Origin of the sequence: Janthinobacterium sp. PLB04 (assembly GCF_021165895.1) — a bacterium.
Classification (GTDB): domain Bacteria; phylum Pseudomonadota; class Gammaproteobacteria; order Burkholderiales; family Burkholderiaceae_D; genus Janthinobacterium; species Janthinobacterium lividum.
This window is the reverse complement of sequence record NZ_CP088968.1, coordinates 2,720,595-2,746,947: the sequence shown is the minus strand read 5'-3', so window position 1 is coordinate 2,746,947 and position 26,353 is coordinate 2,720,595. Positions and strand designations below refer to the sequence as shown.

General features: G+C 66.2%; 20 protein-coding genes. 7 read left to right on the top strand and 13 right to left on the bottom strand.

Annotation, left to right across the window (positions count from 1 at the left end):
* Positions 1 to 118: 118 nt before the first annotated feature.
* Positions 119 to 5,584 carry a CHAT domain-containing protein gene (locus LSO07_RS12220; protein WP_151094448.1) on the top strand — a complete coding sequence of 1,822 codons (5,466 nt, stop codon included), beginning with the start codon at positions 119 to 121 and terminating at the stop codon, positions 5,582 to 5,584.
* Here LSO07_RS12220 and LSO07_RS12215 read toward each other — a convergent pair.
* On the bottom strand, positions 5,517 to 6,278 hold the full coding sequence (locus tag LSO07_RS12215) for a GNAT family N-acetyltransferase (RefSeq protein ID WP_034786047.1): 762 nt from the start codon (positions 6,276 to 6,278) through the stop codon (positions 5,517 to 5,519). The genes LSO07_RS12220 and LSO07_RS12215 overlap by 68 nt on opposite strands.
* Before the next feature lie 143 nt (positions 6,279 to 6,421).
* On the opposite strand from LSO07_RS12215, the gene LSO07_RS12210 reads away from it, so the two are divergent.
* Positions 6,422 to 8,728, top strand: coding sequence for an FdhF/YdeP family oxidoreductase (locus tag LSO07_RS12210; RefSeq protein ID WP_151094445.1), 2,307 nt, complete (start codon positions 6,422 to 6,424; stop codon positions 8,726 to 8,728).
* Here LSO07_RS12210 and fdhD read toward each other — a convergent pair.
* From fdhD to LSO07_RS12190, 4 genes are all read right to left on the bottom strand, one after another.
* On the bottom strand, positions 8,725 to 9,552 hold the full coding sequence (gene fdhD, locus LSO07_RS12205) for a formate dehydrogenase accessory sulfurtransferase FdhD (RefSeq protein WP_081345828.1): 828 nt from the start codon (positions 9,550 to 9,552) through the stop codon (positions 8,725 to 8,727). The genes LSO07_RS12210 and fdhD overlap by 4 nt on opposite strands.
* 68 nt (positions 9,553 to 9,620) lie before the next feature.
* On the bottom strand, positions 9,621 to 10,310 hold the full coding sequence (locus tag LSO07_RS12200) for a hypothetical protein (RefSeq protein ID WP_151094442.1): 690 nt from the start codon (positions 10,308 to 10,310) through the stop codon (positions 9,621 to 9,623).
* A gap of 93 nt (positions 10,311 to 10,403) precedes the next feature.
* A complete protein-coding gene (locus tag LSO07_RS12195; RefSeq protein ID WP_151097539.1) occupies positions 10,404 to 11,861 on the bottom strand; it encodes a Ppx/GppA phosphatase family protein in 1,458 nt (485 codons plus the stop codon).
* A 163-nt stretch (positions 11,862 to 12,024) separates the two neighbouring features.
* Entirely contained in the window at positions 12,025 to 13,107 is a 1,083-nt protein-coding gene (locus LSO07_RS12190) for a calcium:proton antiporter (RefSeq protein WP_070259032.1), read from the bottom strand.
* Positions 13,108 to 13,402: 295 nt separating this feature from the next.
* Between LSO07_RS12190 and LSO07_RS12185 the strand changes: the two genes are divergently transcribed.
* On the top strand, positions 13,403 to 13,732 hold the full coding sequence (locus tag LSO07_RS12185; RefSeq protein ID WP_151094439.1) for a hypothetical protein: 330 nt from the start codon (positions 13,403 to 13,405) through the stop codon (positions 13,730 to 13,732).
* Between the two features lie 16 nt (positions 13,733 to 13,748).
* Here LSO07_RS12185 and LSO07_RS12180 read toward each other — a convergent pair whose 3' ends face one another.
* Complete coding sequence (locus LSO07_RS12180; RefSeq protein ID WP_070279125.1) at positions 13,749 to 14,900, bottom strand: GGDEF domain-containing protein; 1,152 nt, start codon at positions 14,898 to 14,900, stop codon at positions 13,749 to 13,751.
* 37 nt (positions 14,901 to 14,937) lie between these two features.
* Complete coding sequence (locus LSO07_RS12175; RefSeq protein WP_034782903.1) at positions 14,938 to 15,213, bottom strand: hypothetical protein; 276 nt, start codon at positions 15,211 to 15,213, stop codon at positions 14,938 to 14,940.
* Positions 15,214 to 15,374: 161 nt separating this feature from the next.
* Here LSO07_RS12175 and LSO07_RS12170 point away from each other — a divergent pair, with 161 nt between their 5' ends.
* Entirely contained in the window at positions 15,375 to 16,151 is a 777-nt protein-coding gene (locus tag LSO07_RS12170; RefSeq protein ID WP_151094436.1) for a transferase spermidine synthase, read from the top strand.
* Positions 16,152 to 16,305: 154 nt separating this feature from the next.
* Positions 16,306 to 19,185: a bifunctional diguanylate cyclase/phosphodiesterase gene (locus tag LSO07_RS12165; RefSeq protein ID WP_151094432.1), complete on the top strand. Its 2,880-nt coding sequence runs from the start codon at positions 16,306 to 16,308 to the stop codon at positions 19,183 to 19,185.
* Here LSO07_RS12165 and LSO07_RS12160 read toward each other — a convergent pair.
* From LSO07_RS12160 to LSO07_RS12140, 5 genes are all read right to left on the bottom strand, one after another.
* Entirely contained in the window at positions 19,175 to 19,423 is a 249-nt protein-coding gene (locus tag LSO07_RS12160; protein ID WP_092610602.1) for a hypothetical protein, read from the bottom strand. The genes LSO07_RS12165 and LSO07_RS12160 overlap by 11 nt on opposite strands.
* Positions 19,424 to 19,431: 8 nt before the next feature.
* Complete coding sequence (locus tag LSO07_RS12155) at positions 19,432 to 20,313, bottom strand: LysR family transcriptional regulator (RefSeq protein WP_034782846.1); 882 nt, start codon at positions 20,311 to 20,313, stop codon at positions 19,432 to 19,434.
* Between the two features lie 91 nt (positions 20,314 to 20,404).
* Positions 20,405 to 21,022 carry a PAQR family membrane homeostasis protein TrhA gene (gene trhA, locus LSO07_RS12150; RefSeq protein WP_151094428.1) on the bottom strand — a complete coding sequence of 206 codons (618 nt, stop codon included), beginning with the start codon at positions 21,020 to 21,022 and terminating at the stop codon, positions 20,405 to 20,407.
* A gap of 133 nt (positions 21,023 to 21,155) precedes the next feature.
* The gene (locus LSO07_RS12145) at positions 21,156 to 22,664 is read right to left on the bottom strand and encodes an NYN domain-containing protein (RefSeq protein ID WP_092610596.1); all 1,509 of its coding nucleotides are present in this window, start codon (positions 22,662 to 22,664) and stop codon (positions 21,156 to 21,158) included.
* 112 nt (positions 22,665 to 22,776) lie between these two features.
* Positions 22,777 to 23,853, bottom strand: a complete 1,077-nt coding sequence (locus tag LSO07_RS12140) for a dienelactone hydrolase family protein (protein WP_225317282.1) — start codon at positions 23,851 to 23,853, stop codon at positions 22,777 to 22,779.
* 279 nt (positions 23,854 to 24,132) lie between these two features.
* On the opposite strand from LSO07_RS12140, the gene LSO07_RS12135 reads away from it, so the two are divergent.
* Positions 24,133 to 24,504: a flagellar basal body protein gene (locus tag LSO07_RS12135; RefSeq protein ID WP_034782850.1), complete on the top strand. Its 372-nt coding sequence runs from the start codon at positions 24,133 to 24,135 to the stop codon at positions 24,502 to 24,504.
* A 32-nt stretch (positions 24,505 to 24,536) separates the two neighbouring features.
* On the opposite strand, the gene LSO07_RS12130 is transcribed toward LSO07_RS12135, so the two are convergent.
* Positions 24,537 to 25,142, bottom strand: coding sequence for a TetR/AcrR family transcriptional regulator (locus LSO07_RS12130; protein WP_151094425.1), 606 nt, complete (start codon positions 25,140 to 25,142; stop codon positions 24,537 to 24,539).
* 140 nt (positions 25,143 to 25,282) lie between these two features.
* Between LSO07_RS12130 and LSO07_RS12125 the strand changes: the two genes are divergently transcribed.
* On the top strand, positions 25,283 to 26,344 hold the full coding sequence (locus LSO07_RS12125; protein WP_070259049.1) for a sugar phosphate isomerase/epimerase family protein: 1,062 nt from the start codon (positions 25,283 to 25,285) through the stop codon (positions 26,342 to 26,344).
* Positions 26,345 to 26,353 lie beyond the last annotated feature (9 nt).

Here is a 26,353-nt window from a genome sequence, read left to right as displayed (position 1 = left end):
CTGCTTCTCCCCTGCATTGCCCCCTGCCAGCCAGCATTTCCACTCAAACTTGATCTGACACAACACACATAGTCCCCGCAGGCATCAAGGTCAGCTTTTAACCAGCTATCTCAACCGCATGTCCAGCGACCCTCTTGCGCCGCCCGTGCTGCGCCTGACGCTCACGCGCGATCCCTTCGCCAGCGCCGGCGACTGCCCCGCCGCGCCCGGCTGGCATGGCGAGACCCATGTGCTGTCCAGCGCGCGTGGCATCGGCAGTTGCCGCATCGCCCTCGATATCGACCCCACCGACGTGGTGCAACTGCTGCTGTGCGACGGCAGTTCGCTGCTGGCAGGCAGCCTGGACCTGCCACGCTACCTGGGTCCGGCCACGGCGGCACGCGACAGCGCGCCCGCCAGCATCGAAGTGGGACTGGCCTTGCGCCCCCAAGCGGCGCGCCAGCCGCCCGGCGCCAGCCGCGACGGCCTGGGCGCCTGGATGCTGCGAGCCGTGCGCGTGTACCGTTGCGGCGCCGCCGCCATGACGGCGCTGGCGGCGGCGGGCGCCTTCCAGGACCGCCAGCTGGAACAGCGCCTGGGCCTGTACCGCTGCAGCATCGAGACGGGCAGCATGACCGCCGTCGCCAGCCTGCCCGCCGGGCCGGAACCGGTGCTGCTGCTGTTGCACGGTACGGCGTCATCCACCCAGCGCAGTTTTGGCGGCCTGTGGCGCAACGGCCTGGCGCCGCAGCTGGCGGCGCAGTACGGCAACCGCATCTATGGCTATGAGCACCGCAGCCTCAGCGACAGCCCCGTCCAGAACGCGCTGGCGCTCGTGCGCCAGCTGCCGCACGGCGCCGTGCTGCACCTGCTGGCCCATTCGCGCGGCGGGCTGGTGGGAGAATTACTGGCGCGGGCGCAGCGCATCGACAGCCGCGGCGCCGTCGATCTGGCTGGCGACGGCCTTGAACGGCTGAGTGAAAACACGGTGGGCGGCGAAGCGTTCAACAGCCACGATATCGAGCACTTCACGGCGCAGGCGCGGCTGGGCGGCCGCAGCGGCTACGACGAGGATGCGGCGCGCCTGCGCGAGCTGGGCGTGGAGTTGAAGACGCGCGCCATCCGCATCAGCCGCTTCGTGCGCGTGGCCTGCCCGGCGCGCGGCACCACCTTGATGTCGGGCCGCCTCGACCGCTGGGCCAGCGTGATGTTCAACCTGCTGCTGCAGGACGACGTTCCCGATGGCGCCGTGGCCTTCCTGCTGGCCGTGGTGCGGCAGCGCTGCGACGCGCGCATCCTGCCTGGCCTGGAAGCGATGATGCCCGACTCGCCCCTGGTGGCGCTGCTCAACGCGCCCGACGTGCGCGTGGCCAGCCCACTGCATGTGCTGGCCGGCGCGTGCAGCGGCGATGGCTTGCTGGGCTGGCTGGGCGACTGCCTGGGCGACCAGCTGTACGGCGGGCAGAACGACCTGGTGGTCAATTGCGCCTCGATGGCTGGCGGCGCCACGCGCAGCACGCCGGTGCGGCAACTGCTGCTGCGCGGGCCGCAGACGCACCACCTGAACTACTTCGAGCGCGCGCCGTCCAGCCTGGCCGCCGTGCAGGCGCTCACGGGCGACGAAACAGCCTACCAGCCGCTGGCCGGCATGGAACACGGCGCGCTGGGGCGCGGCGGCGAAGTGCCGAAACGGCGCGCGCACGCGCCCATCGTACTGCTGCTGCCCGACATGCTGGGCAGCCATCTGCAAGTGGGCAGCAACCGCATCTGGTTCGACCCCGTCAACCTGGTCGAAGGGCGCATCGAACGCCTGGCCGTGGGCCAGCCGCACATCGTCAGCGCCGGCTGGGTCGAATCCTGCTATGAACCGTTTGCCCGCTTTCTCGCGCAAAGTCAGGAAGTGCGGCCCTTTACCTATGACTGGCGCTTGTCGCTGCAGCACTCCAGCAGCGCCTTCCTGCCCGTGCTCGACGAAGCCATGCGCGACGCCGAAAAGCGCGGCCAACCCTTGCGCATCCTTGCCCACGGCATGGGCGGCCTGGTGGCGCGCCTGGCCCTGAAGGAGCGCTGGCAGCGCTTTGGCGCCCTCCCCGGCAGCCGCCTGCTGCAGGTAGGCACGGCCAACCGGGGCACGCAGGCGATGGTGCAAGTGCTGCTGGGGCGCGACCGGCTGGTGCAGATGCTGGCGTGCTGGATAGGCTGGAAGCACACGCGGCGCCAGTTTCTCGGCTTCGTGCGCGCCTTTCCCGGCGTGCTGGACATGCTGCCGTGGCCGCAGGCGGCGGACAGCATCGACTATTTCGACGCCAGCGCCTGGGCGCAACTGGCCGCCGGCGACGGGCAAGCGGGCCTGCCCGGCGGCTGGCAGGCGCCCGAGGCGCACGCGCTGGCCGCGGCGCGCGCCACCGTGGCCCTGCTGGAGGCCGCCCCGCTCGACGCCCGTCATTGCAGCTACCTGGCCGGCTGCGCCGATACGCCGGTGGCGCTGCGCCTGCGCGACGGCGGCATCGAGACAGCCTGGTCGCCGGATGGCGATGGCCGCACGGCCTGGCAAGGCGCGGTGCCGGATGGCGTGGCGGCCTGCTACCTGCCGGTGGCGCATGGCGACCTGCTGCTGCAAAAGGAATACTACCCGGCCATCGCGCAGCTGCTCGACAGCGGCCGGGCCGCAGCCCTGCCCCGGCACCCGCCGCACGCGCCTGGCGGCGTCCCGCCCCGCTTCCATGCGTATGTACCCGATGCTACGCCGCTGTACCCGCAGCCGCAGGAACTGCTCGACGCGGCCATCGGCGCCGCCGGCCCCGCCAGCGCGCCGCAGAGCCGCGCGCCGCAGCTGAGCCTATCCGTCATCCACGGCAGCATGGCCTCGGCCGACGCGCCCGTCATGAGCGGCTGCTACGCGTCCGAATCGCTGCGCGGCAGCATGAGCTTTCTGGACCGCCTGCTGGCGGGCAAGCTGCAGGAAATCCACGCGTTGGGGCGCTTCCCGCAGCGTCCCGACTCTGCCCTGGTGGTGCTGCAGCCCGATGCGGCGCGCCGGCCCGGCGGCGCCATCGTCATCGGCCTGGGCGCGCTGGGCGAACTGACGCCGGGCGAACTGGCGCGTGCCTTTGCCGGCGGCCTGCTGGAATACGCGTGTGTCTGCCTGCAGGTGCGCGCCGCCGGCCATGTGGCCACGCCGCCGACGGGCGAACACGGCTTGCGCGTGGCCAGCCTGTTGTCCGGTTCCGGCTATGGCGGCTTGAGCATCGCCCTGTGCGCGCGGGCCCTGATCGACGGCGCGCGCAGCGCCAACCGGCGCCTGGAAGACGCGGGCATGGGGTGCCGCATCGGCCACATCGCCATCTACGAACAGTCGGAGGCGCGCGCCATCGCCGCCGCCGTGGCCATCGAGCAGATCATGGCCGAAGCGCGCTACCAGGGCAGCTTCACGTTCGAGCGGCGCATCCGCCACAGTCCGGGCGGCTACCGGCGCATCCTGCCCAACCTGAGTGGCGACAATGGCTGGCGCCGCGTGCAGATCGTCGCCGCCGACCTGTCGGGCGCCCTGCGCTTCACCGTGCTGACGGACCGCGCCCACAACAGCGTCGACGAGGAGCCGAACCAGCGGCAAGCCGTCGATGGCCTGATCATGGATGCCACCGACAACACCACCGACCAGCCAGGCCTGTCGCGCGCCCTGTACGAACTGATGCTGCCCAATGGCCTGAAGGCGGCCATCCCCGAAATGCGCGGCCTGATCCTGGCCGTCGACCAGAGCGCCGCCATCTACCCGTGGGAGCTGATGCGCGACGAGGCGGGCAGCGAGGAAAGCCCCCTGTCGACGCGCATCGGCATGGTGCGCCAGCTGGCCAGCCTGCGCGAGCAGCCACCCGCCGTCAGCCCGCCCAGCAACAGCGTGCTGGTGATCGGCGACACCGATTCCGGCCTGCCCGAACTTCCCGCCGCGCAGGCCGAGGCGCAGGACGTGGCGCGCATGTTCGGCGCGTACGGCTACCAGGTGCGCGAGCTGCTGCGCCCGCAGGCGCAGCGCGTGCTGGTGCATCTGTTCGACGAGCGCTATTTCGCCATTCACCTGGCCGGCCACGGCGAAGTGGCCGGCCCCGGCATCGCCCATACGGGCCTGGTGCTGGGACCGAAGACGCGGCTGACGGCGGCGCAGGTGGGCAAGCTCAAACGCGTGCCGCAATTCGTCTTCATCAATTGCTGCCACCTGGGCGACATGCGCCCCGACGCCATCGCGCCATGGTCGAAACTGGCCGCCAGCCTGGCCACGGCCTTCATTGAAATGGGCTCGCAGGCGGTGATCGCGGCCGGCTGGCGCATCGACGACCAGGCGGCCAGCATCTTCGCGCACAGCTTTTATCACGCCATGCTGAGCGGCGAATACTTCGGCGACGCCGTGCGCCTGGCGCGCGAAGCGGCGTACCTGCAGTTCCCGGCGTCGAACACCTGGGGCGCCTACCAGGCGTATGGCGACGACCGCTACCGCTTCCCGAACACCCAGAGCCGGCCCTGGCAAGCGCCCGACTACCACTACCACGGCCACCTGCTGGCCGACCTGGAAACCCTGCACGCGCGCCTGGCGGGCGCCGATCCTGCGCGCCGCGCGGCCATCGAGGAAAAGCTGGGCAGCATCGAGGAAGCCGTGCGCGCGCGCTTCTTCGGTTGCGCCGACATCCGCGAAAACATGGCCGCCACGCGGGCCGGCCTCGGTGGCCTGGAAAACACCCTGCGCGCCATCGAACACTACCGGGCGGCGCACAGCGCGGCCGACGGCAAGGTGGGCCTGCGCGCGCTGGCGCACTGGGCGGAACTGGAGATACGCCAGGGCGCCGCCCTGTGCGGCCTCGATGCGGGCGCCGGCATCGAAGTGCCTGCCGTGCCTGATATGCCACAGGGCCGGCAGTTGCTGCAGGACGGAAAACAGCATATCGACCTGCTGGTGGCGCTGGCGCCCACGGCGCAGCGCCTGGCGCTGCTGGGACGCTACTGGGCCTTGCAGGCGCGCCTGGCCTGCGGCGCAGGAAGCTCCGGCGCGCCGGCCCTGCGCGGCATGACGGATGCCTGCCTGGCCGCGCTGGAAGAAGCGCGGCGGCGCAGCGGCGTGGCCGACTGCGACCTCATTTTCCAGGTGCTGGCGGGCGCCCTGCTCCTGAAAGCCCATGCCGACGACAGCGCCTGGCGCGCGCTCGATCCGCAGCTGGGCGACTTGCTGCACGACGCCATCGCCTATGCGCGCCAGCGCCACGCGGACGAACACCGCGCCATCGATGCCGGCGCCCCCGTGCGCGCCGCCCTGCTGGCGGCCCTGTGGCAGGTGCCGGACGGTCAGCCGTTCGACGCGCCCGCGCGCGCCGCCTTCCTGGCGCTATATCACGACGCCGTGCGGCGCCACGGCAGCATCGGCGAACCCGAAGCGATCACGGCGCCGCTGCGCTTCCTGCTCGAACTGCTGCCGCCCGACAGCGCGGACACCGGCTTGCGCAGCGCCGTGCAGGCGCTGGCCGGCCAACTGCAGTCCTCGCTTCCCGCCCTTAGCCAGGCACCACGCCATAATGGCGCGCATAGCGCTCGTCCAGATTCGCCAGCGGCATCATCATGAACATGTCGGCGCTTTCGAAATCAGGGTCCCAGGCCGGTTCTCCGCAAATCCAGGCGCCCGAACGCAGGTAGCCCTTGATCAGCGGCGGCACCTGCGGCTTGTGCGCCGCTTCCACCTGGTGGATGGGGAAAGGCAGGTGCGGCGTGACGCGGTACTCGCTTGGGGCCATGTGCTTTTCGGCCAGCGCCTGGTACACGGCAACGGCGTTATGACCGCCATCGGCCAGGCTGATGCTGGCGCAGCCGACCAGGTAGTCGCAGCGCTCGCGTCGCATGTATTCGGCCAGACCAGACCACAGCAGCATGATCACGCTGCCGCCCCGGTATTTCGGGTGGATGCAGGCGCGGCCCGCTTCGACCATGCGTCCGCGCAGGTTCTTCAGGCGGCTCAGGTCGAACTCGTTTTCCGAATACAGCCGGCCGATCTTGGCCGCCTTGGCCGCGCTCAGCACGCGGTAGGTGCCCACCACTTTCAGGGTATCGGCGTCGCGCACGATCAGGTGGTCGCAGTGCGCGTCGAACTCATCGCTGTCGAGGCCATCGGCGTTGGCCAGCGACGTCAAGCCCATGGTCTCGATAAACACCTTGTAGCGCAAACGCTGGACTTCGCGCACTTCCGCCGCTGTCGTGGCCTGGCTCAGCACCAGTTGGACCGGCCGGGCCTTGGCTTCGTTTGATGCGATTATGTTCTGCATGGTTTCATCCCCCTGTGATCAAGACGACTCCAGCGTACTTGTCTAATATGTCAAGAAAATGACAGCCGAATGTCATTTCCATGACGCAAGTCAATGTCATTCGGGGATCGTGCATAATTACCACACTCGCCCAGCCGAAAGACATGATGAAAGACCAGGACCCACCACACATCACGCCCTACACCAAGCCGGCAGCCGGCTGGGATGCCTTGAAACACGTGGCCATCAGCCTGCGCCAGGAGCGGGTCGCGCCCGGCAATCTGAAAGCGCTGCTGGCGCAAAACCAGCCGGACGGCTTCGATTGCCCCGGCTGCGCCTGGCCCGACCGCGACCACGCTTCCACGTTTGCCTTTTGCGAAAACGGCGCCAAGGCCGTCGCCGCCGAAGCGACCAGCCGGCGCGCCGGCCCGGAACTGTTTGCCAGCCATACCGTCACGCAGCTGCTGCAACAGTCGGACTACGCGCTCGAACAGCATGGACGCCTGACCGAACCGATGGTGTACGACGCCGCCAGCGACCGCTACGTGCCGATTTCCTGGGATGACGCCTATGCACTCGTGGGGCGCCACCTGCGCGCCCTGCCCGATCCGGACCAGGCCGCGTTCTATACGTCGGGGCGCGCCAGCAACGAAGCGGCCTTCCTGTACCAGCTGATGGCGCGCCTGTACGGCACCAACAACTTCCCCGACTGCTCCAACATGTGCCACGAGGCCACCAGCCGCGGCTTGCCGGCCACGGTGGGCATCGGCAAGGGCACGGTGACCCTGGCCGATTTCGAACTGGCCGACACCATCCTCATCTTCGGCCAGAATCCCGCCACCAACCACCCGCGCATGCTGGGCGAACTGCGCGACTGCGCGCGCCGCGGCGGCAGCATCGTTTCCATCAATCCCCTGCGCGAACGGGGCTTGCAGCGCTTCATGGACCCGCAAAGCGCGCTGGAAATGGCGACCCTGGGCAGCACGCGCCTGGCCGGCCTGTTCGTGCAGCCGACCCTGGGCGGAGACTTCGCCCTGATCAAGGCCGTCGCCAAGCGCGTCGTCGAGCATGACGATGCGGCGCTGGCGGCAGGCAGGCCCGCCGTCGTCGATCACGCTTTCATTCTTGAGCACTGCAGCGGCTTCGACGCCTTCCGCGCCGACCTGCGGGCCGAAAGCTGGGACTTGCTGCTGAAAGAATCGGGCGTGGCGCGCGCGCAGATCGAGGCATTGACAGACATCTTCGTCAAGGGCCAGCACATCATCGCCACCTGGGGCATGGGACTGACGCAGCACAAGCACAGCGTGGCGGCCATCCGCATGCTGTCGAACCTGATGATGCTGCGCGGCCAGATCGGCAAGCCGGGCGCCGGGCTGTGCCCCGTGCGCGGCCACTCGAACGTGCAGGGCGACCGCACGGTGGGTATCGAGGAAAAGCCGACAAACGCCTTCCTCGACCGCCTGGGCCAGGTATATGGATTCGAGCCGCCGCGCGCGCATGGCCACGACGTGGTGACCAGCATCGAAGCCATGCAGCGCGGCGAGGTCAAGGTGTTCATCGCGCTGGGCGGCAATTTCGCCGCCGCCACGCCGGACACGCCGCTCACTTTTGCCGCCCTGCGCCAGTGCGCGCTGACGGTGCAGGTGGCCACCAAGCTCAATCGAAGCCACCTGGTCATCGGCAAGGAAGCGCTGCTGCTGCCCACCCTGGGGCGCACGGAGATCGACCTGCAGCACGGCGTGGCGCAGGGCGTGACGGTGGAAGACTCGATGAGCATGGTGCATATCTCGTACGGCCGCAATGCGCCCGCTTCGCCGCAGCTGCGCTCGGAAGTGGCCATCGTGGCCGGCATGGCCGAAGCGACCGTGGGGAGCAGCCTGGTGGACTGGCGCGCGTATGCGGCCGACTATGCGCGCATCCGCGACGATATCGGGAAGGTATTTGACGACTTTTACGACTACAACGCCAGGGTGGCGCAGCCGGGCGGCTTTCATCTGACGGTGGCGTCGCGCGAACGCGTGTGGAAGACGGCCAGCGGCAAGGCCAGCTTCCTCGTCGCCCCGCTGGACCTCGACACGCCGCTGCACCGCGCGAAACAGCGCCATGGCGCGCGCCTGATGGTGTTGATGAGCACGCGCTCGCACGACCAGTACAACACCACCATCTACGGCATGGATGACCGCTACCGCGGCGTGTACGGCACGCGCAAGGTCGTCTTCGCCAACGCGGAAGATATCGCCATGCTGGGCTTTGCCGATGGCGACCTGGTGGACTTGATCGGCGCCTGGGACGATGGCGTGGCGCGCCGCGCCGACGGCTTCCGGCTCGTGGCCTACGACATCCCGCGTGGCTGCCTGGGCGCGTATTACCCGGAGACGAACGCGCTGGTGCCGCTGGCCAGCACGGCCGACGGCGCCGGCACGCCCACGTCGAAGTCCGTCCCCGTGCTGCTGCAGCGCAGTGCTGCCTAAATACTGATACCGGGGGTGTAGTCGACGTACGCATCCTGGCGGCAGAAACCCACCAGCTTCATGCCCGCCTGCGTGGCGATGGAAATGGCCAGCGAACTGGGCGCGGAGATCGTCGCCAGCAACGGTATCTGCATGCGCGCCGCCTTGCGCGCCAGCTCGTAGCTGCCGCGGCTGGACAGGAAGACGAAGCCGCGCCGCATGTCCGCCCCGCTCAGTGCCAAATGGCCGATCAGTTTATCCAGGCCATTGTGGCGGCCGACATCCTCGAATACGTGCGCGATATCGCCATCGGGCGTGCACCACGCGGCCGCGTGCACGCCGCCCGTTTCCCGCATCAGCGCCTGGTGTTCTCGCAAGCCGCTTGAGGCGCGCGCCAGCGCGGCCGGCAGGTCGACGTGGATCAGCGCCGGCGGCAGCGCTGCGGGCCGCAAATCGAGCATGTCGATGCTGTCGATGCCGCATACGCCGCAGCCCGTGCGGCCCGTGAGTTGGCGGCGCCGGTCCTTCAGGCGCACGAAATCTTCCTGGGCGATGCTCAAAGCCACTTCGGCGGAATCAGGACGCAGGAACACTTCGCAGTCGAAGATGGCGCCAGCGGAAGCCACCACGCCCTCCGTCAGCGCGAAGCCGTAGGCAAACGCTTCCAGGTCGCGCGGGGTGGCCATCATGACGACATGGGAAATGCCATTGAAGACCAGCGCGACGGGAATTTCCTCGGCGACGTGGTCGATGGCTGGGGTAGAAATGCCCGCCTGGTGGCGGACAATGGCGCGCTCGACAAAGCCGGCGCGTTCGATCTCTGTATCTTCTGACATGGCAACCATGGGGGAACTAGCACAGGCCCCATGGTAAACCAGAACGGCCAGACAGGGGGCGGCCCCTGCCCGCGCCATCAATCCTTCTTCGGACGGCCCGTTTTCAGCTGCGGCAAGCCGGCCAGCACGTTTTGCAGGGTAGCCAGGTCGATCTGGCTGATCAGCGCCACGCCGATGCGCAGCAATTCGCTTTTCTTGATCTCGAAACCGGCCTTCAGGCAGGCTTTCTTCACCTGGCCCAGGACTTCGTATTCCGCTTCCGGCATGGTGAAGCTGTCGCGCACCAGTTTCGGCTTGCGGGCTTTTTCCTTGACGGCGGCGACCTTGGCGACCGGCGCTTTTTTCGCTGGCGCAGGCTTGGCGGCCGCCTTGGCTACCGGTTTGGCGGCGGCTTTCGCGGCCGGCTTGGCGACGGTTTTCACCGCAGGTTTGGCCGCCGGCTTGGCGACAGCTTTCACGGCTGGCTTGGCTGCCGGTTTGACGGCGGCTTTGACGATGGCTTTGGCCGCAGGCTTGGCAACGGCGGCCTTCGCTGCCGGTTTGGCGGCTGGCGCCTTGGCCACGGCTGGCTTGACCGCCGCTGGCTTGGCTGCCGCCGGCTTGACGGCGGCTTTTGCCACTGGCTTGACGGCTGCTTTCGCAGCTGGTTTAGCGGCGGGCTTGGCGGCCGGTGCCGCCTTGGCCGCAGCCGCATTGATCGAGGCGCTGGTAGGGAACATCGATACGGGCGCGCTGTCGGCTTTTTTCGCTGGGACGGTTTTGGTCATGGATTTTCCAATCTAGTAATTAATATAAACAATATATACTGTTTTTTAAAATCTTGCTTGCTGCACATCAAGTCATGCGCACGGCATGACCTTCTAGGCACTGGCGCGGATGGTGAAATCGACCCCGACCTCATCCCAGAATTCCTGCTCCTTCTCGATCCAGAACGACACGGTGGGATGGTGTGCGACCCAGCCGCGCTTGATGTCGAGTTCGATGCGGTTCTTCATGCGCAGGCGCAGTTCGCTGAAATCGGCTTCGATGCGCGCATGCATGAGCAAGATCGACAGGCGCAGCGCCAGCACGGCCTTGGCGAAATCGGGGTCGGACAACACTTCGCCGATCTTGCGCAAGTTGCCCTTCTGCGCCAGGATCAGCCGGCTCATGGTCTTCTGTTCGCGCGTGGTAAAACCGGGCAAGTCCGCGTTCTCCACGATATACGATGCATGCTTGTGATAGCCCGTCTGCGATACGGCCAGGCCCACCTCGTGCAGCAGGCTGCTCCAGCGCAGGCATTTCACCAGGGCGTCGGACGTGGGCTTGAGCTGCGCATACATGGCCAGCGCCTGCTCGGCCACCCTGCCGGCGCGCTGCTGGTCGATATGGAATTTCTCCATGCAGCCCTGCACCGACTGTTCGCGGCGGTCGCGCTTGGTCGAACGCAGGTACAAATCCCACATCACGCCCATGCGCAAGCCCGCCTCGATCGGCGTCATGGCGGGAATGGCCAGTTCGCGGAACAGGCCGATCAAGATGGCCAGGCCGCCGACGATGGTGCTGGCGCGGTCGGGGCGCAAGCCGGGCATGTCGATGCGGCTGGTGTGGCCGAGTTCAATGAAACGGCGCGCCAGCGCATCGAGGCTGGCGCTCGTGAGCAAGCCGTCACCCAGCTTGTTGCGGGCGATGATGTCGGCGATGGTGCGGATGGTGCCGGAAGAGCCGTAGGCCGTCTTCCAGTGCTGCGGACGGTACGGCGGCGCGGCATCCTCGAAATGACTGCGCGCCGACAGGATGGCCGCCTCGAACGACGGCGCGTCGATGCGCCCGCCGATGAAGAACGACAGGCTTTGCTTGACCGTACCCAGGCTGAACGACTCGACCCGTTCGATATCGTTGCCGCGCCCCAGTATCAGTTCGGTCGAGCCGCCGCCAATATCCATCACCAGCCGGCGCTCGCCGGGAATGGCCAGCGCATTGGCCACGCCCATGTAGATCAAGCGTCCCTCTTCCTCGCCCGAGATGATCTCGATCGGATAGCCGATGGCTTGTTCGGCCAGCGGCAGGAAGACGGCGCCGTTGCGCGCCACGCGCATGGCCGACGTGGCCACCACGCGCACGGCATCGAGTTCGAAGCCGGCGAGGATGGCGCGAAAGCGCTGCAGGCAAGCCAGGGCGCCCTGCATGGCCGCTTCGGTCAGGTCGCCATTGGCGTCCAGGCCGGCGGCCAGGCGTATCGGGTCGCGCACGCTCTTGACCACGCGGATCGTGTCGCCATCATGCTTGCCGACGTGTAAACGAAAACTGTTGGACCCCAGGTCCACCGCTGCATACATACTGGCCTCTTGTCTTGTCATTACTGTGCCAACTGAAAAAGTTGGCAAAATCAGTTACTAAACTATATAAATCATTTAAACGATTTAAAAATCCTACCACACTACCCCCATCGTATGACAGCGGCGTGACAGGATTGTGACAAAACGGCAGCGGTGCGGCAGCTTACGGCACGATGGTGGTAAACAGGTAAACAGCGAAAATCACCAGGTGCACCGTGCCCTGCATGACCGTGGTGCGGCCCGTGCCCAGCGACAGGGTGGCCACCATCAGCGACAGCAGCAACAGCACCGTCGACTTGATGTCGAGTCCCAGGGTAATCGTCAGGCCCGTGGCCAGCGACACCACCACCACGGCGGGAATCGTCAGGCCGATGCTGGCCAGCGCGGAACCGAGTGCCAGGTTCAAGCTCGTTTGCAGGCGATTCGCGCGCGCGGCGCGCACGGCGGCCAGGCCTTCGGGCAGCAGCACGATGGCGGCGATGACGATGCCTACCAGGGTTTTCGGCGCGCCCATGGCGGCAATCGCCGTCTCCAGCGCGGGCGCCAGCGACTTGGCCAGCAGCACCACGGCGCCCAGGCACACCAGCAGCGCGCCTGCACTGACCCAGGCGACGGTGGCCGTGGGCGGCGCCGCATGCACCTCTTCATCGCCAACGGCTTCCTTGGGCAGGAAGTAATCGCGGTGGCGCACCGTCTGCACCAGCACGAAGGTGCCGTACAGGACCAGGGAAATGACGGCGATGAAGATCAGCTGGCTGGAATTGTAGAAGGGACCGGCGGCGCTCGATGTGTAGTTCGGCAGCACCAGGGTCAAAACGGCAATCGCCGCCAGGGTGGCCAGCGAGGCGCTCACGCCCAGCAGGCCGAAGGTCTGCTCCTTGTGGCGCCCGGCGCCCAGCAGCAGGCAGATGCCGACGATGCCATTCAGGATGATCATGATGGCGGCAAACACGGTGTCGCGCGCCAGCCCTGTCGTTTCCGGTCCGCCGGCCAGCATCAGCGAGACGATCAGCGCCACCTCGATCAGGGTCACGGCCAGCGCCAGCACCAGCGTGCCGTACGGTTCGCCGATGCGGTGCGCCACCACTTCCGCGTGGTACACGGCGGCCAGCACGCTGCCGATCAGGCCAGCCACCAGCAGTATCTGGTAGGCGCCGCCGACATTGAAGGTGGAACCGAACAGGAACAGCCAGCCGGCAACGGGGGCGGCAAGCGGCCATACAGGCAGGGATTTGAGCATTTTCATTATGGGCCTGGCAAGAGTAAGAAAGAGGAACTGCGGTGCGGACGGCACAGGGCAGCCTGGCGTGCGCTCGATAGCATAACTTGCTTAGCTTAAATGAAAGTTAGGGAATGCACACGTTCGGGTAGCGGCGCCCCGCGCCTTGCTCATCGTTCGAGCGCCTTGCTGTGATGCACCTGCTTGCTACCAGTAACTATAGTCCCTTTGGTAACATGCCGTTGCAATTTTCTTGTGTTTTTGCTTCCGGCTGGCTTCATAATGCCAGGCCCGCCCTCGCGGCACAGACCAAGGACAGACCATGATTTCCGTACACAGCGCCGCCATGCGTGCATTCATCCTCGCGGGCAGCTTGCTGAGCGCCGCCGCACACGCGGACACACCGCCAGCGCAGGTCAACGCGAACTGGGCCACCGCGCCCGCGCCTGCCGCAGAGCCAAGGTGGCAAGACAGCCTGCCGCCCGCGCCGCCCGTGGAACCACGCGAAGAAAAGATCCTGCCCAAGAGCGAATGGCTGACCGTCGAGCCGATGAAGGCGCCTGACCATCGCTGCGATCCCGGCCTCGATGCCTTGTTCTTGCCCAAGGAATGCGGCAAGGAACCCAGCTGGCTCGGCTCGCGCAAGAAGTAAGCGGGCTTGGGCTGAATTAAATGTCCAGGGTGCTGGCACCCTGCGCTTCCACTACCCTGTTGCGGCCCGCCTGCTTGGCCGCCTGCAGCGCCTCGTCGGCGCGCTTGAACAGGCTGACGGTGCTGTCTTCGGCGCGGATGGTCGTCACGCCCAAGCTGGCCGTCAGCTGCAGCACGGCGCGCTCCGTCTTGACGGGCAGCACTTCGACGGCGGCGCGGATGCGCTCGGCCACCATCAGCGCATCGGCCAGGGTCGTGCGCGGCAGCTGGATGGCGAATTCGGCGCCGCCCAGGCGGCCCATCAGGTCGCTGTCGCGCAACTGCTGGCGGCACGTGTCGACGATGGTTTTCAGCACCGCATCGCCCACCGGATGGCCATAGCTGTCGTTGACTCTTTTAAAGTGATCGATATTGAGCACCACCAGCGCCGTCGGCAAGCCAGGCCGGCGCGCCAGTGCCATCCATGGCGCCAGCGCCTGGTAAAAGCCGCGCCGGTTCGGCACGCCCGTGGCCGCATCGAGCACTTCCAGGCGCGCCAGCTCGCCGCCCAGTTTTTCACGCGACAGCAGCAGGTAGCCGAAAGCATTCGTCAGCATCATCAGGTACAGGGCGCCAAAACCGGCCAGCTGCAGCAGCTCCGCGTCAAAATCGGGGACGGCGGCGGCCAGCACGCCGCGCGCGGCGATCAGCAACGACAGCAAGCCCATGCTGACGACGAGGAAACGGCGCAGCATGCTCGCCTCGCGCCACTTGAGGCACAGGGCGGCCACGCCGGCGAGGAAGAAACCGGCCACGATCAGCGAACCGCCGGCGCTGCGCAGCAGCGGCGCCACATCGAACAGATAACAGGCGGCAAACAGGGCCACCGACAGCCCCAGCGCCGGCAAGACATAACGGCGCCAGCCGCTGCGCCCGGCCGCCTGCCACAGTGCGCCCGCATCGAGCGCCATGCCGGCAAACAGCAGGCTGTTGCCGAGCAGGATGGAGAGGAAATCGGGCAGCACGCCGCGGAAGTACAGCAGGCACCAGGCCACGGCCTGGCATTGCTTGGCCACCGCCCAGGTGGACATGCTGAGCGACTTCTTGCGCTCGTACTCGAAGAAGAACAGGGCCGCGCACAGGCTCAGGTTGCCGAGCGCCAGGGCCAGTACCAGGGTCTTGATATCCATGGGCTAGGCTATCGATGCGCAGGCGCGGCGCGCCAGGTCAGATTTCGTGCTCGACATTGGTGCTGCCGTCGCCGACCTTGCTGGCCCACGCCTGCACGAAATACTGCTTCTCCACGTCGCTGGGTGCCTCGTGCCAGAACACGATGAGGGTGCCCTTGTGATCGTGGATCTGCGCCACTTTTTCAATGAAGCCGACATTGTCGGCCTGGTCGGCCAGCGCCGCCGCATAGCCATACACGCGCGTCAGCCGCTCGATGCGGTCAGGCTCCGTAAAACTGTTCGTCGCCGTAATAATGGGGTGATCCAAAAACATGCTTGTCTCCATGGTGCCCGACTGCGCGGCCGTGCCGCCGCGCGCCGTATACATCTACATATATGCTCGGCGCGGATTAATCGGGTATGCTCACGGGAGCTTATCAGATTTCTCTGAATGCAACAAAGCATCTCCCCCAGTCCACTCAGCGAAGTCGTCCCATGCCGGAAAACAGAAGCACCACCCCACTTGCCCCGCAGGTGCATACCTGTGGCGACCGGCGCCGCCTGGAATTCCAGCCCGGCATGATCCAGAGCGAAATGCTGCTGTCGCGCCCCGACCATCTGCTGCTGCGCTATGCGCGCGCCATGATGTGCTTTACCCTGTTCGTGCCGCGCCCGCGGCATATCCTGATGGTGGGACTGGGCGGCGGCTCGCTGCTGAAATTCTGCCACCGCTACCTGCCCGACACCCGCATCTCCGTGCTGGAATTGCGCGCCGACGTGATCGCCCTGCGCGAGCAGTTCATGCTGCCGCCCGACGACGCGCGCCTGCGCATCATCGAGACGGATGCCGTCAGCTATATCCGCCAGCATCCGGGCTGCGCCGACGTGCTGCTGCTCGACGGCTATGACGAGACGGGCTTGCCGCCGGCACTGGGCAGCGCTCGCTTCTATGCGGACTGCCTGCGCGCGCTGCTGCCCGGCGGCGTGCTGGTGGCCAATCTGTTCAGTTATGACGAGCACTACCCTGCCATGCTGGCGCGCCTGATGCTCACCTTCCGCGGTGCCGTGTGCCACTTCGACGGCATCGCGGGCAATAACCGCATCATCTTCGCCGCCAAGCCGGAGCAAGGCCAAGGCGCCGGCGGCCGCGCCGTGCGCGTGGTGCGCCTGGTGCGCTGGCGGCGGATGGCCGGCCTGGCTTTCCTGAACCGCTGGCTGCCGGCCTGGCAGTTGTGGCGTGTGCGCCGCCAGTCAGGCGCGGGCAGCGACTGAAAGTCGCCCTCCCCGGCCATAGATATTGTTGCTTATTAGCAGTGATTTGGTGCAAAATCAGCATGATGGATGTGGTTTATGACAAACTACGGCCTGCGTGGGGCCGGCAGGCGCCGCCGAACCCATGTATCCATGAAGTGAGATAGGAAAAACCATGCTGCGTGGCCGCCTGCCATTGTCGATTTCTGCCGCGGCCGCGCTGACCTTTGCCTGCGGCGTCAGCGTGACGGCCGTGCTGTTCGCCGCCATCAGCCAGCTCGAATACGACAAGATGAGCCTGAGCCTGCAGCAGCGCGCCAGCGCCAGGGTGGCCGCCATCGAGCAGGGACTCGACGATGCCGTCGAGGTGCTGACCACGACGAACCAGCTGTTTGCCGCCGTCGTGCCCGTCACACGGGAACAGTTCCACGACTTCACCACGCCGCTGCTGCAGCGCCACCCGTTCATCCAGGCCTTCAATTTCCACCGCATCGTGCCGCATGCGCAGCGCGCGGCATTCGAGGCCGGGCTGCGGCGCATCGTGCCCGACTACGCCATGACGGAAATGCGCGATGGCGTCGTCGTGCCCGCCACGACGCGCGCCAGCTACCTAGTGGTGGACTACCTCGAACCGTTGCAGGGCAACCGCCCCGCCTTCGGCCTGAACGTCAGCCCGAACGGCGTGCTGGCGCGCGCGCTGGAACAGGCGATCGTCAGCGGCCAGACCACCGCCACCGGCCTGCTGGCCCTGGCGCAGGGACCGCAGCAGGGCTTCGTCATCGTGCGCCCCGTGTACCGCCACGGCGTGCCCCTGCAGACGGTACAGCAGCGGCGCGCGGCATTGATCGGCGATACGGCGGTCATCGTGCGCGCCGGGGAACTGGTGCAGAAAATCCTCGCCGGCGCCGACCTGCTGGGCGACTCGCAGCTTGAACTGAGCGTCTACGCCGATGCCGGCGCCGACCCGCGCCAATTGATCTTCCGGCATGGCCAGGCGCCTGCCGACGAACCGGGCGGCGCCTGGGAGTCGCTGCCCCGCTGGCTGCACTTTGCCTACCACAGCCATTATGACCGGGCCTTCGCTTCCGCCGGCCGGCCCTGGCACGTGCGCGTGGTGGCCCATCCCCGCCCCTTCCTGACCGACCATCTGGGCTCCCTGTTTACCCTGATCACGGGTTTGCTGTTCAGCGTATTGACGGCCGCCTTCGTGCAGTCGCTGACGCAGCGTTCGCGTCGCGTGCAACTGCTGGTGGAGCAGCGCACGGCCGACCTCAAACGCAGCAATGAGCTGCTCAGCGCCGACGTGCGGGCGCGCCAGCGCACGGAGCGCGCCTTGCAGGAGAGCGAAAAGCGCTTCCGCCGCCTGCTGGCCCTGTCCTCGGACTGGTACTGGGAACAGGATGCCAACTTCTGCTTCACCCACATCACCAGCGGTTTCACGGACAAGTCGAACATGCCGCTGGAACGCTTCATCGGCCTGACCCGCTGGGACAACAATGCAGAGATGCGCAATTCGCGCTGGGGCAAGCAGCATATCGCCAACCTGGAAGCGCACCTGCCCTTTTCCAACCTCGAATATGCGATGCAGGACCGCGATGGCCAGCTGCGCTGGTTCAGCATCAATGGCGAACCGCTGTTCAACGAGCTGGGCGAATTTCGCGGCTACCGGGGCACGGGTTCGGAAATCACGGAACGCAAGCTGGCCGAGCAGCAAATCCAGCACATCGCCCACCACGACGTGCTGACAGGCTTGCCCAACCGCGCCCTGCTGCGCGACCGCCTGGCGCAGGCGATGGCCCTGTCGCGCCGCAAGAACCGCGCATTGTGGGTGCTGTTGATTGACCTCGACCGGTTCAAGTTCGTCAACGACAGCCTGGGCCACAAGGCCGGCGACCTGCTGCTGAAAACCATCGCCACGCGATTGCAGGCCAGCCTGCGCGAAAGCGATACGGTGGCGCGCCTGTCGGGCGACGAATTCGTCGCCATCCTGTGCGAACAGGCGGACGAAGTGCTCAGCGGCGCCATCGTGCAGCGCGTGATGGATGCCGTGGCGCAGCCGGTACTGTTGGATGGCAAGGAATTCTTCGTCACCTGCAGCATCGGCGTGGCCGTCTATGACATGTCGCGCTACGACGCCCCCGGCGACGTCACCCTGAATGGCGAGACGCAGAACCTGATCGAGCAGGCCGACATCGCCATGTACTGCGCCAAGAAACAGGGCCGCAACAACATCAAGTTCTACACGACGGCCATGAACCAGGCCACCCTGGAGCGCCTGCGCATCGAGACGGCGCTGCGCAACGCCCTGGAACGCGAGCAGTTCGTGCTGCATTACCAGCCGCAGGTGGACCTGGCCAGCGGCCGCATCGTCGGCGTGGAAGCGCTGCTGCGCTGGCAGCACCCCGACCTGGGCATGGTGGCGCCGCAGCGCTTCATCGCGCTGGCGGAAGACACGGGCCTGATCGTGCCGATCGGCGCCTGGGTCATGCGCGAAGCGTGCGCGCAGGTAAAACGCTGGCATGCGGCGGGACTGGACACCTTGCGCCTGGCCGTGAATCTGTCGGCGCGCCAGTTCAACGAGCCGAACCTGGTGGCGTCGATCGCCGACGTGCTGCTGGAAACGGGCTTGCCGCCCGCCTGCCTGGAGCTGGAGCTGACGGAAAGCCTGTTCATGCACGACGTGGCGCTGGCCGTCAGCCAGCTGCACGACATGAAGGCGCTGGGGGTGAAGCTGTCGATCGACGACTTCGGCACCGGCTATTCCAGCTTCGCCTACCTGCGCACCTTCCCCATCGACGTGCTGAAGATCGACCGCAGTTTCGTCGGCGACGTGGCGCGCGACGCGGACGACGCGGCCATCGTCGTTTCCATCATCGCCCTGGCGCACAATTTAAAACTGCGCGTGGTGGCCGAGGGCGTGGAAACGGCCGAGCAGCTCGATTACCTGCGCCGCCATGGCTGCGACGAGGCGCAAGGTTTTTACTTCAGCCGGCCGCTGCCCGCGCACGAAGTGGAAGCGCTGCTGCGGGCGGAAGAAACGCACGTCATGCTGTAGCCGGCGGCGGCACCCTGGCCCCCAATTGCAGTTCCTGCCAATCGGGCTCAATGCCCGCTTGCTCGAGAAACGACGCCACGTCGAGCGCACGGGCCGGATCGATGTCCTGTTGCGGATGCATCCACAGCAAATCGCATTCCGTGCAAACGATCACCGCCTGCCCCGTCTTCTTGACCGTTGCGTGCAGCAGGTCGCCATATTCGCCGCAGGTGGGGCACTCCATGCTCTTCGCCTTCATGCCCTGCCTTACAGCTTCTGTTGCAGGAACTCGAGGAAGCAGCTGATGCGCTGCGCCAGTTGCGTATTGCGGTAATACACGGCGTGGATCTGCTGGCGGTAGCCCGTATAGAACGGCTGCAGCACCTGCACCAGGCGGCCGGCCGCGATGTCGTCCTTCGTCATGAAGTCGGACAGGCAGACGATGCCCTGGTCGTGCAGGGCCAGCTGGCGCAGGGTTTCGCCGCTGGACGCGGCCAGCGCGGGCACGATCTGCAGGCTGTTGCCGGCTTCGTGGCGCAGCGGCCAGCTATTGCCCAGTTCATATTGCGCAAAGCCCAGCAGCGCATGGCCGGACAGCGCTTCCGGCGTGGCCGGGGTGCCGTGGCGCGCCAGGTAGGCGGGCGTGGCCAGCACGTGCAGCGGGCTGGCACTGAGGGGGCGCGCATGCAGGGTCGAGTCGACCAGGGCGCCGATGCGGATGGCGATGTCGGTGCGGTGCTCGAGCAGGTCGGCGATCTGGTCGTTGCTGGTCAGCTCCAGGCGGATGTCCGGGTACATGGCGCGAAACTCGGCCACGTGGGGCACCACGCAATGGAGCATGAAGGGCGAGGCTGCATCGACGGACAGGCGCCCGGCCGGCTTCTGGCGGCGGATGCGGATCGACTCTTCCACGTCTTCCATCGACGCGAGGATGGCGCGCGCCTTGTCCAGGAACAGCTGCCCCTCTTCCGTCAGCTCCATGCGCCGCGTGGTGCGCGTCAGCAGCGAGGTGGCCAGCTTGTCTTCCAGGCGCGACAGGGCGCGGCTGACGCCCGAGGTGGTTTGCCCCAGGTGCACGGCGGCCGCGCTCAGGGTGCCGCTGTCGATCACGGTGACGAAAATTTTCAGGTCGTCCGAATTGATATCCATTGTTGCCTTATTATTGCCGCATTGTTGCGCTATTTTCACATATCGCGCCATTATAATGGAATCATGGCAACAGTGAAGGCAGCAGCCAACGTCAGGCAACGTAGAACAAAATGGCGATAAAATGGCAGATACTGCCGGCCAGCACGAACAGGTGCCAGATGCCGTGGCCATGGCGCAGCTTGTGGTCTGTGGCATAGAAAGCGATGCCGCCCGTATAGCACAGGCCGCCCGCCACCAGCCACAGGAAGCCGTTCCACTCGAGCGCCGCCAGCAGCGGCTTGATGCCGATGACGATCAGCCAGCCCATGGCCACGTAAATCACCAGCGACAGGATGCGCGCGCCTTTCGCGTACACATATTCCTGCACGATGCCAAGCAGGGCCAGGCCCCACACGACGCCGAACAGCGACCAGCCCCAGGGCCCGCGCAGGGTCACCAGCATGAATGGCGTGTAGGTCCCCGCGATGAGCAGGTAGATGGCGCAGTGGTCGAGCCGCTGCAGCACGGCCTTGGCCTTGCCGCGCACGCTGTGGTACAGGGTGGAAGTGAGGTAGAGCGTGAGCAGCATGGCAGCATACACGCTGCAGCTGACGATTTTCCAGGCATCGCCCGTGCGGGCCGCCACGACGATCAGGATGACGCCGCCGATGGCCGCCAGCGCGGCGCCCACCGTATGGGAAATGCTGTTGAAGCGTTCACCGTAATACATGCATCACCGCCTGCCGCGTTAAAGACAGGCTCATCGTACACGCTTGGGGACCAGGTGACGCAACTTCACCCCAATAGAAAGGCCGGGGTCGGACCCTGAGGGTCCGACCCCAGTACCTGCTTGGGGGTGTCAATCAAGCTTCTTCCGCCTTCTTGCGTGCAGGACGGCGTGCCGGCGTCTTGCGCGGCGCCTTGGCTGGCTTGTCTTCGGCCACAACGGCCACTTCCACCGGCGCCGCTTCAACGACAGGTGCGGCTTCCACCACGACGTCAGCCGCCTTCTTGGCCGGTTTCTTCGCCGCTGCCGCCTTGCGGGCCGGCGTGCGCGGCTTGGCCTTCGGCTTCGCTTCCACTACCGGCTCAGGTACAGGCTCAGGTACAGGCTCCGGCATGGTTTCGACCACCGGCGCCACCTCGACGGCGACAACTTCGGCACGCGCTTCACGCCCGCCATCGCCATTCTTGCGGCCACCGCGGCCATTGCGGCGCGAACCGCGCTTGGCGTTGCCTTCTTCCGTCGCCAGCTCGACCACCGGCTCCACCACCTCGGCTACCTCGTGCTGCGCTTGCGGCTGCGGCGCCGGCGCATATTGCTCGACGACGACCGTTTCCGCGTCGGCCACCGGCACGAAAGCCTGTGGCGCGGACTCGCCGCGGCGTTGTTCGTTCTGCTTGCGGCCGCCACGGCCATTGCGGCGCGAATCGCGGCGGCTGCCGCCTTCGCGCTGATTACCCTCTTCCGCCGTCACGCCCGTCTCGCCGGCGACGATGGCTTCGCTGGCGGCTTCGCCGTTCACGGCAGCGGGTACGGCCACCAGGCCGCTGCTACGGTAGACATAGGCGCCCGATTTTTCATCGCGGCCAAATTCCAGCAAGCCGCGCGTCTGCGCTTCTTCCAGCAGGTTGCCGAAGGTACGGAAACCGTAATACGACTCGCTGAAATCGGGCTTGCGGCGCTTGATCGCTTCCTTCAGCATCGAGGCCCAGATCTTGCCGCTGTCGCCCCGTTCGGACACCAGCGCGTCGAAGGTTTCGACAGCCATCTCGATCGCTTCCGTCTTGCGCGACTCGTACTTTTCCTTGCGGCGCACTTCCTCGTCCGGCGAACGCTTGGCGGCCGCAGCCGGGCTTTCGCGCGCGTCGCGCTTGGCGGCCGTGCGGCGGCTCTCGCGCACCAGGTCATCGTAGAAAATGAACTCGTCACAGTTGGCCACCAGCAGGTCGGAGGTCGACTGCTTGACGCCGACGCCGATCACCTGCTTGGCGTTTTCGCGCAGTTTCGACACGAGCGGCGAAAAATCGGAGTCGCCGCTGATGATGACGAAGGTGTTGACGTGGGCCTTGGTGTAGCACAGGTCCAGCGCATCGACCACCAGGCGGATGTCGGCCGAATTCTTGCCGGACTGGCGCACATGGGGAATTTCGATCAGCTCGAAGTTTGCCTCATGCATGGTGCCCTTGAAACTTTTATAACGGTCCCAGTCGCAATATGCCTTCTTGACAACGATGCTGCCCTTGAGCAGCAAGCGTTCAAGGATGGGCTTGATATCGAATTTTTCGTAATTTGCATCTCGCACGCCAAGCGCGACGTTTTCAAAGTCGCAAAACACGGCCATGCTGAGGTTTTCTGGGGATGACGCCATAAGGGTGAATTCTCGCTGATGATAAGGGCGGACGGGAAGCGCAACGCCTCCCTTTTCGCCTAGTATATTCGCCCATCCCCCGTTTCGGCGACAACTATCGTGCGCAGCCCGCCTATTGCGCGCCGCCGGCGGCGCTCGCGCTGGCGCCGGCCACCGGCCAAACGACGCTTTCATCGACGGAATACAGCTGGCACGGCAGGCTGCTCCGGCGCTGGCACGAGGCCAGCGCGCGCACATCGGGGCTTTCGCCCTCCTCGGCCCAGCCCCAGGCGCCGCTGGCCGAAAGGGCAAAGGCGCGCGGCGCGGTTTTCTCCAGGAAGACGCGGTAGGCGGCGCGCCCCTGCTCTTCCAGGTAGGGCACGGCGGCGATATCGTCCTGCGGCGCGAAATGCGTGGCGGCCGGCGACGGCGCCTCGGCCACGCGGTAGACCTGGCGCACCGGCATGCCGATCTTCTGCAGGAAGCGCTCGGTGGCGGGCAGCCACACGGCCACCCCGTCGCGGCTGCCCAGGGTCAGGTGGGCGTCGCGCTTGAACGGACCATAGGCGAGCAATTGCGCCCGGCCGCCCGATCCGGTAAAGGAATTGAACAGTCGCCGCGCCAGGGCCGGCGAAAAATACGAGTCATTCGCGCCATACAGCCACAGGCTGGGAATGTGGTTGTAGGCGCCCATGGTGGCGAAGGACTTGGCCAGCGCCCCTTGCCAGTCGCAGCCGGGCATGTCGACGCGCAAGCCGCCGGAAAAATTGAGCACGCCGCGCACGCCGGGCAGCACCCGGGTGGCCAGCGCCAGTGCCGCCATGCCGCCATACGACTGGCCCGCGACGACGATACGTTCCGGGTCGACCCAGCTCTGGCGGCGCGCATACGCGAGCGCGGCCAGCATGTCGCGCGCCTGGCCCTGGGCGTTGCCCAGCATGTCACAGCCGAAATCGCGGTAGGCGCCCGTGGAACGCGCAAAGCCGGCGCGCATGGGCAGCATCACCGCATAGCCGCGGCGCACGAATTCGGTCGCCATATAGATGAAACGCTCGCGCGCCTGCAGCCGGGCCGGGCCGGCCTGCTTGCCATGATTCATCAGCAGCAGGGGAAACGGGCCGGGACCGGCTGGACGGAACACCGTCGTTTCCAGCATCTCGCGCAAGCCATCGCCGGCCGGCACCATGATGACCTGCTCGTTCAGGCGCACATCGAGCGGCAGTGACGAATGAGCAAGCTGGGCTTTCAGAGGCAGGCAAGGCAGGCTGAGCAGAAAACCCAGAAAAAGAGGACGAAACAGGTGAAAAATGGCGGACTCCGTGGATGACTTCCCTGCCAGTCTAGGCAGCGAAATGCCACAGAACAATATAAAAAAATTACGTGATGCACCTATTTTTTGCGGCAACCGCCTGCAAGAAAAATTGTTGCCTTGCACCAACCACTTTTCCCGCTGGCGGGAGTAAACTGGGCGCATTCTGAAGGAGTTGCCATGTCCATATCCGCCCTCACCACCGGTACCTCGGGGCTGACCGCCAACCAGCGCGCGCTGGATGTGGCCGCCAACAATATCGCCAATGCGAATACGCCGGGCTTCCAGCCGCAGCAAGCCGAGTTCCAGGAAGCCAGCCCGGCCGGCACAGGCGTCACCCTGTCTGTCGAAGGGCGCAAGCTGGCCGCCAGCGAAAGCGTCAGCGGCGCCAACGCGAATGCGGCCAAGGCGGCCGAAAGCCGGCCGAACGGCGTGGGCCTCGCGTCCGAGCTGACGGATAACCTCGTCTACAAGGCCGGCTTTAATTTATCGGCGAATGTCGTCAAGGCGGCCGACCAGGCCTTGGGCAGCCTGATCGACGTCAAGACCTGAGGCAGCAAACATCCACGGCGACTATCGACACGCTAGTCTGGTTTTTGCATTTCCAGCACCAAAGGCGCCATCGCCGGCGCAATCAGCGCCAGCAGCCGTTCGGCCGGAATGCCGTCGCGCGCCTGCACCGACAGGCCATGCAGCAAGGCCGCATAGTAGTCGCCCAAGGCCTGCACGTCCGCCGCCCCTTTTAATTCTCCCGCCTGCTGCGCCGCGCGCAGGCGTTCGATGACGGCTTGCGTGCGTGCGCGGCGGTGCTGCGCCAGCCAGTCGGCGATGCCCGCGTTTTCCGCGCTCGTATTCGTGGCGGCCGTGACCACCATGCAGCCTTGCGGCTGGCCGCTGCGCGTGTACAGCAGCACCGCTTCTTCCAGCATGCGCGCCACCGCGTCGCGCACATTCAGGCTGGCCGCCAGCGCATGCACGGCAAAGGCGCCCTCGCCCGTTTCATACAATTCCACGGCTTCGCGGAACAACTGCTCCTTCGAGCCGAACGCCGCATAGATGCGCGCCGAGGCGATGCCCAGCGCCGCCACCAGGTCAGCCATCGATACACCCTCGTAGCCGCGCGTCCAGAACGCGTCGCGCGCTTTTGCCAGCGCCAGCGCGCGGTCAAATTCCCTCGGTCTTCCTGCCATCTTGATCCTCTGCTTGCGAAGTGGCGGCCAGTATAACGCCTGGCGCCCACGGCGCGTTCCCGATTTATTTTGCATCACGGGCTTGACCGAAGGGAAAATTTCGCCTATTCTTTGTCGATCGACAAACAATAGGAGCCGATATGAAAACCATCCAAGGACCAAGCCTGCACCTGGCACAATTCGCCGCCGACACGGCGCCCTTCAACACCCTGCCCGCCATCGCCGAGTGGGCGGCCGGCATGGGCTTCAAGGCCCTGCAGATCCCCGCCTGGGATGCGCGCCTGTTCGACGTGGCGCAAGCGGCGCACAGCCAGCAATACTGCGACGACCTGGTCGCCATGCTGGCCAGCCATGGCCTCGTCATCAGCGAACTGACGACGCATATCCTCGGCCAGCTGGTGGCCGTGCACCCGGCCTACGACGCGCTGTGCGACAGCTTTGCGCCGGCACACCTGCACGGCCAGCCGGCGGCGCGCACCGAGTGGGCCATCGAGCAAGTGAAACTGGCGGCCATGGCATCGAAGCGCCTGGGCCTGACCGACATGGGCACGTTCTCCGGCTCGTTCGCCTGGCCCTACCTGTTCCCGTTCCCGCAGCGCCCGCCCGGCCTGATCGAAGCGGCCTTCGACGAACTGGCGCGCCGCTGGCTGCCCATCCTCGACGTGTGCGAAGAACAGGGCATCAACCTGTGCTACGAAATCCACCCGAGCGAAGACCTGCATGACGGCATCAGCTTCGAGATGTTCTACGAGCGCGTGGGCCGCCACCCGCGCTGCAAGATGCTGTTCGACCCGAGCCACTTCGTGCTGCAGCAGCTGAACTACCTGGAATTCATCGACATCTACAAGGACCATATCCGCATGTTCCATGTGAAGGATGCGGAGTTCAATCCGACGGGGCGGCAAGGCATCTATGGCGGCTACCAGTCGTGGGAAAACCGCGCCGGGCGTTTCCGTTCGCTGGGCGATGGCCAGGTCGACTTCAAGGCCATCTTCTCGAAGATGGCGCAGAACGATTACGCGGGCTGGGCCACGCTGGAATGGGAATGCTGCCTGAAGGACCAGGAAGTGGGCGCGCGCGAAGGCGTGGCCTTCATCAATGCCCACATCATTCCCGTGACCGACAAGATCTTCGACGACTTCGCCGGCGCCCCCGTCAGCGCGCAGCAGATCAATACCCTGCTCGGCATCGAGCACAACTAACAAGGAAAC

Excerpts from the sequence above, each read along its gene's own strand:
- LSO07_RS12220 (WP_151094448.1), top strand. The coding sequence starts at position 119 with ATGTCCAGCGACCCTCTTGCGCCGCCCGTGCTGCGCCTGACGCTCACG.
- LSO07_RS12215 (WP_034786047.1), bottom strand. The coding sequence starts at position 6,278 with ATGCAGAACATAATCGCATCAAACGAAGCCAAGGCCCGGCCGGTCCAA.
- LSO07_RS12210 (WP_151094445.1), top strand. The coding sequence starts at position 6,422 with ATGATGAAAGACCAGGACCCACCACACATCACGCCCTACACCAAGCCG.
- fdhD (WP_081345828.1), bottom strand. The coding sequence starts at position 9,552 with ATGGTTGCCATGTCAGAAGATACAGAGATCGAACGCGCCGGCTTTGTC.
- LSO07_RS12200 (WP_151094442.1), bottom strand. The coding sequence starts at position 10,310 with ATGACCAAAACCGTCCCAGCGAAAAAAGCCGACAGCGCGCCCGTATCG.
- LSO07_RS12195 (WP_151097539.1), bottom strand. The coding sequence starts at position 11,861 with ATGTATGCAGCGGTGGACCTGGGGTCCAACAGTTTTCGTTTACACGTC.
- LSO07_RS12190 (WP_070259032.1), bottom strand. The coding sequence starts at position 13,107 with ATGAAAATGCTCAAATCCCTGCCTGTATGGCCGCTTGCCGCCCCCGTT.
- LSO07_RS12185 (WP_151094439.1), top strand. The coding sequence starts at position 13,403 with ATGATTTCCGTACACAGCGCCGCCATGCGTGCATTCATCCTCGCGGGC.
- LSO07_RS12180 (WP_070279125.1), bottom strand. The coding sequence starts at position 14,900 with ATGGATATCAAGACCCTGGTACTGGCCCTGGCGCTCGGCAACCTGAGC.
- LSO07_RS12175 (WP_034782903.1), bottom strand. The coding sequence starts at position 15,213 with ATGTTTTTGGATCACCCCATTATTACGGCGACGAACAGTTTTACGGAG.
- LSO07_RS12170 (WP_151094436.1), top strand. The coding sequence starts at position 15,375 with ATGCCGGAAAACAGAAGCACCACCCCACTTGCCCCGCAGGTGCATACC.
- LSO07_RS12165 (WP_151094432.1), top strand. The coding sequence starts at position 16,306 with ATGCTGCGTGGCCGCCTGCCATTGTCGATTTCTGCCGCGGCCGCGCTG.
- LSO07_RS12160 (WP_092610602.1), bottom strand. The coding sequence starts at position 19,423 with ATGAAGGCGAAGAGCATGGAGTGCCCCACCTGCGGCGAATATGGCGAC.
- LSO07_RS12155 (WP_034782846.1), bottom strand. The coding sequence starts at position 20,313 with ATGGATATCAATTCGGACGACCTGAAAATTTTCGTCACCGTGATCGAC.
- trhA (WP_151094428.1), bottom strand. The coding sequence starts at position 21,022 with ATGTATTACGGTGAACGCTTCAACAGCATTTCCCATACGGTGGGCGCC.
- LSO07_RS12145 (WP_092610596.1), bottom strand. The coding sequence starts at position 22,664 with ATGGCGTCATCCCCAGAAAACCTCAGCATGGCCGTGTTTTGCGACTTT.
- LSO07_RS12135 (WP_034782850.1), top strand. The coding sequence starts at position 24,133 with ATGTCCATATCCGCCCTCACCACCGGTACCTCGGGGCTGACCGCCAAC.
- LSO07_RS12130 (WP_151094425.1), bottom strand. The coding sequence starts at position 25,142 with ATGGCAGGAAGACCGAGGGAATTTGACCGCGCGCTGGCGCTGGCAAAA.
- LSO07_RS12125 (WP_070259049.1), top strand. The coding sequence starts at position 25,283 with ATGAAAACCATCCAAGGACCAAGCCTGCACCTGGCACAATTCGCCGCC.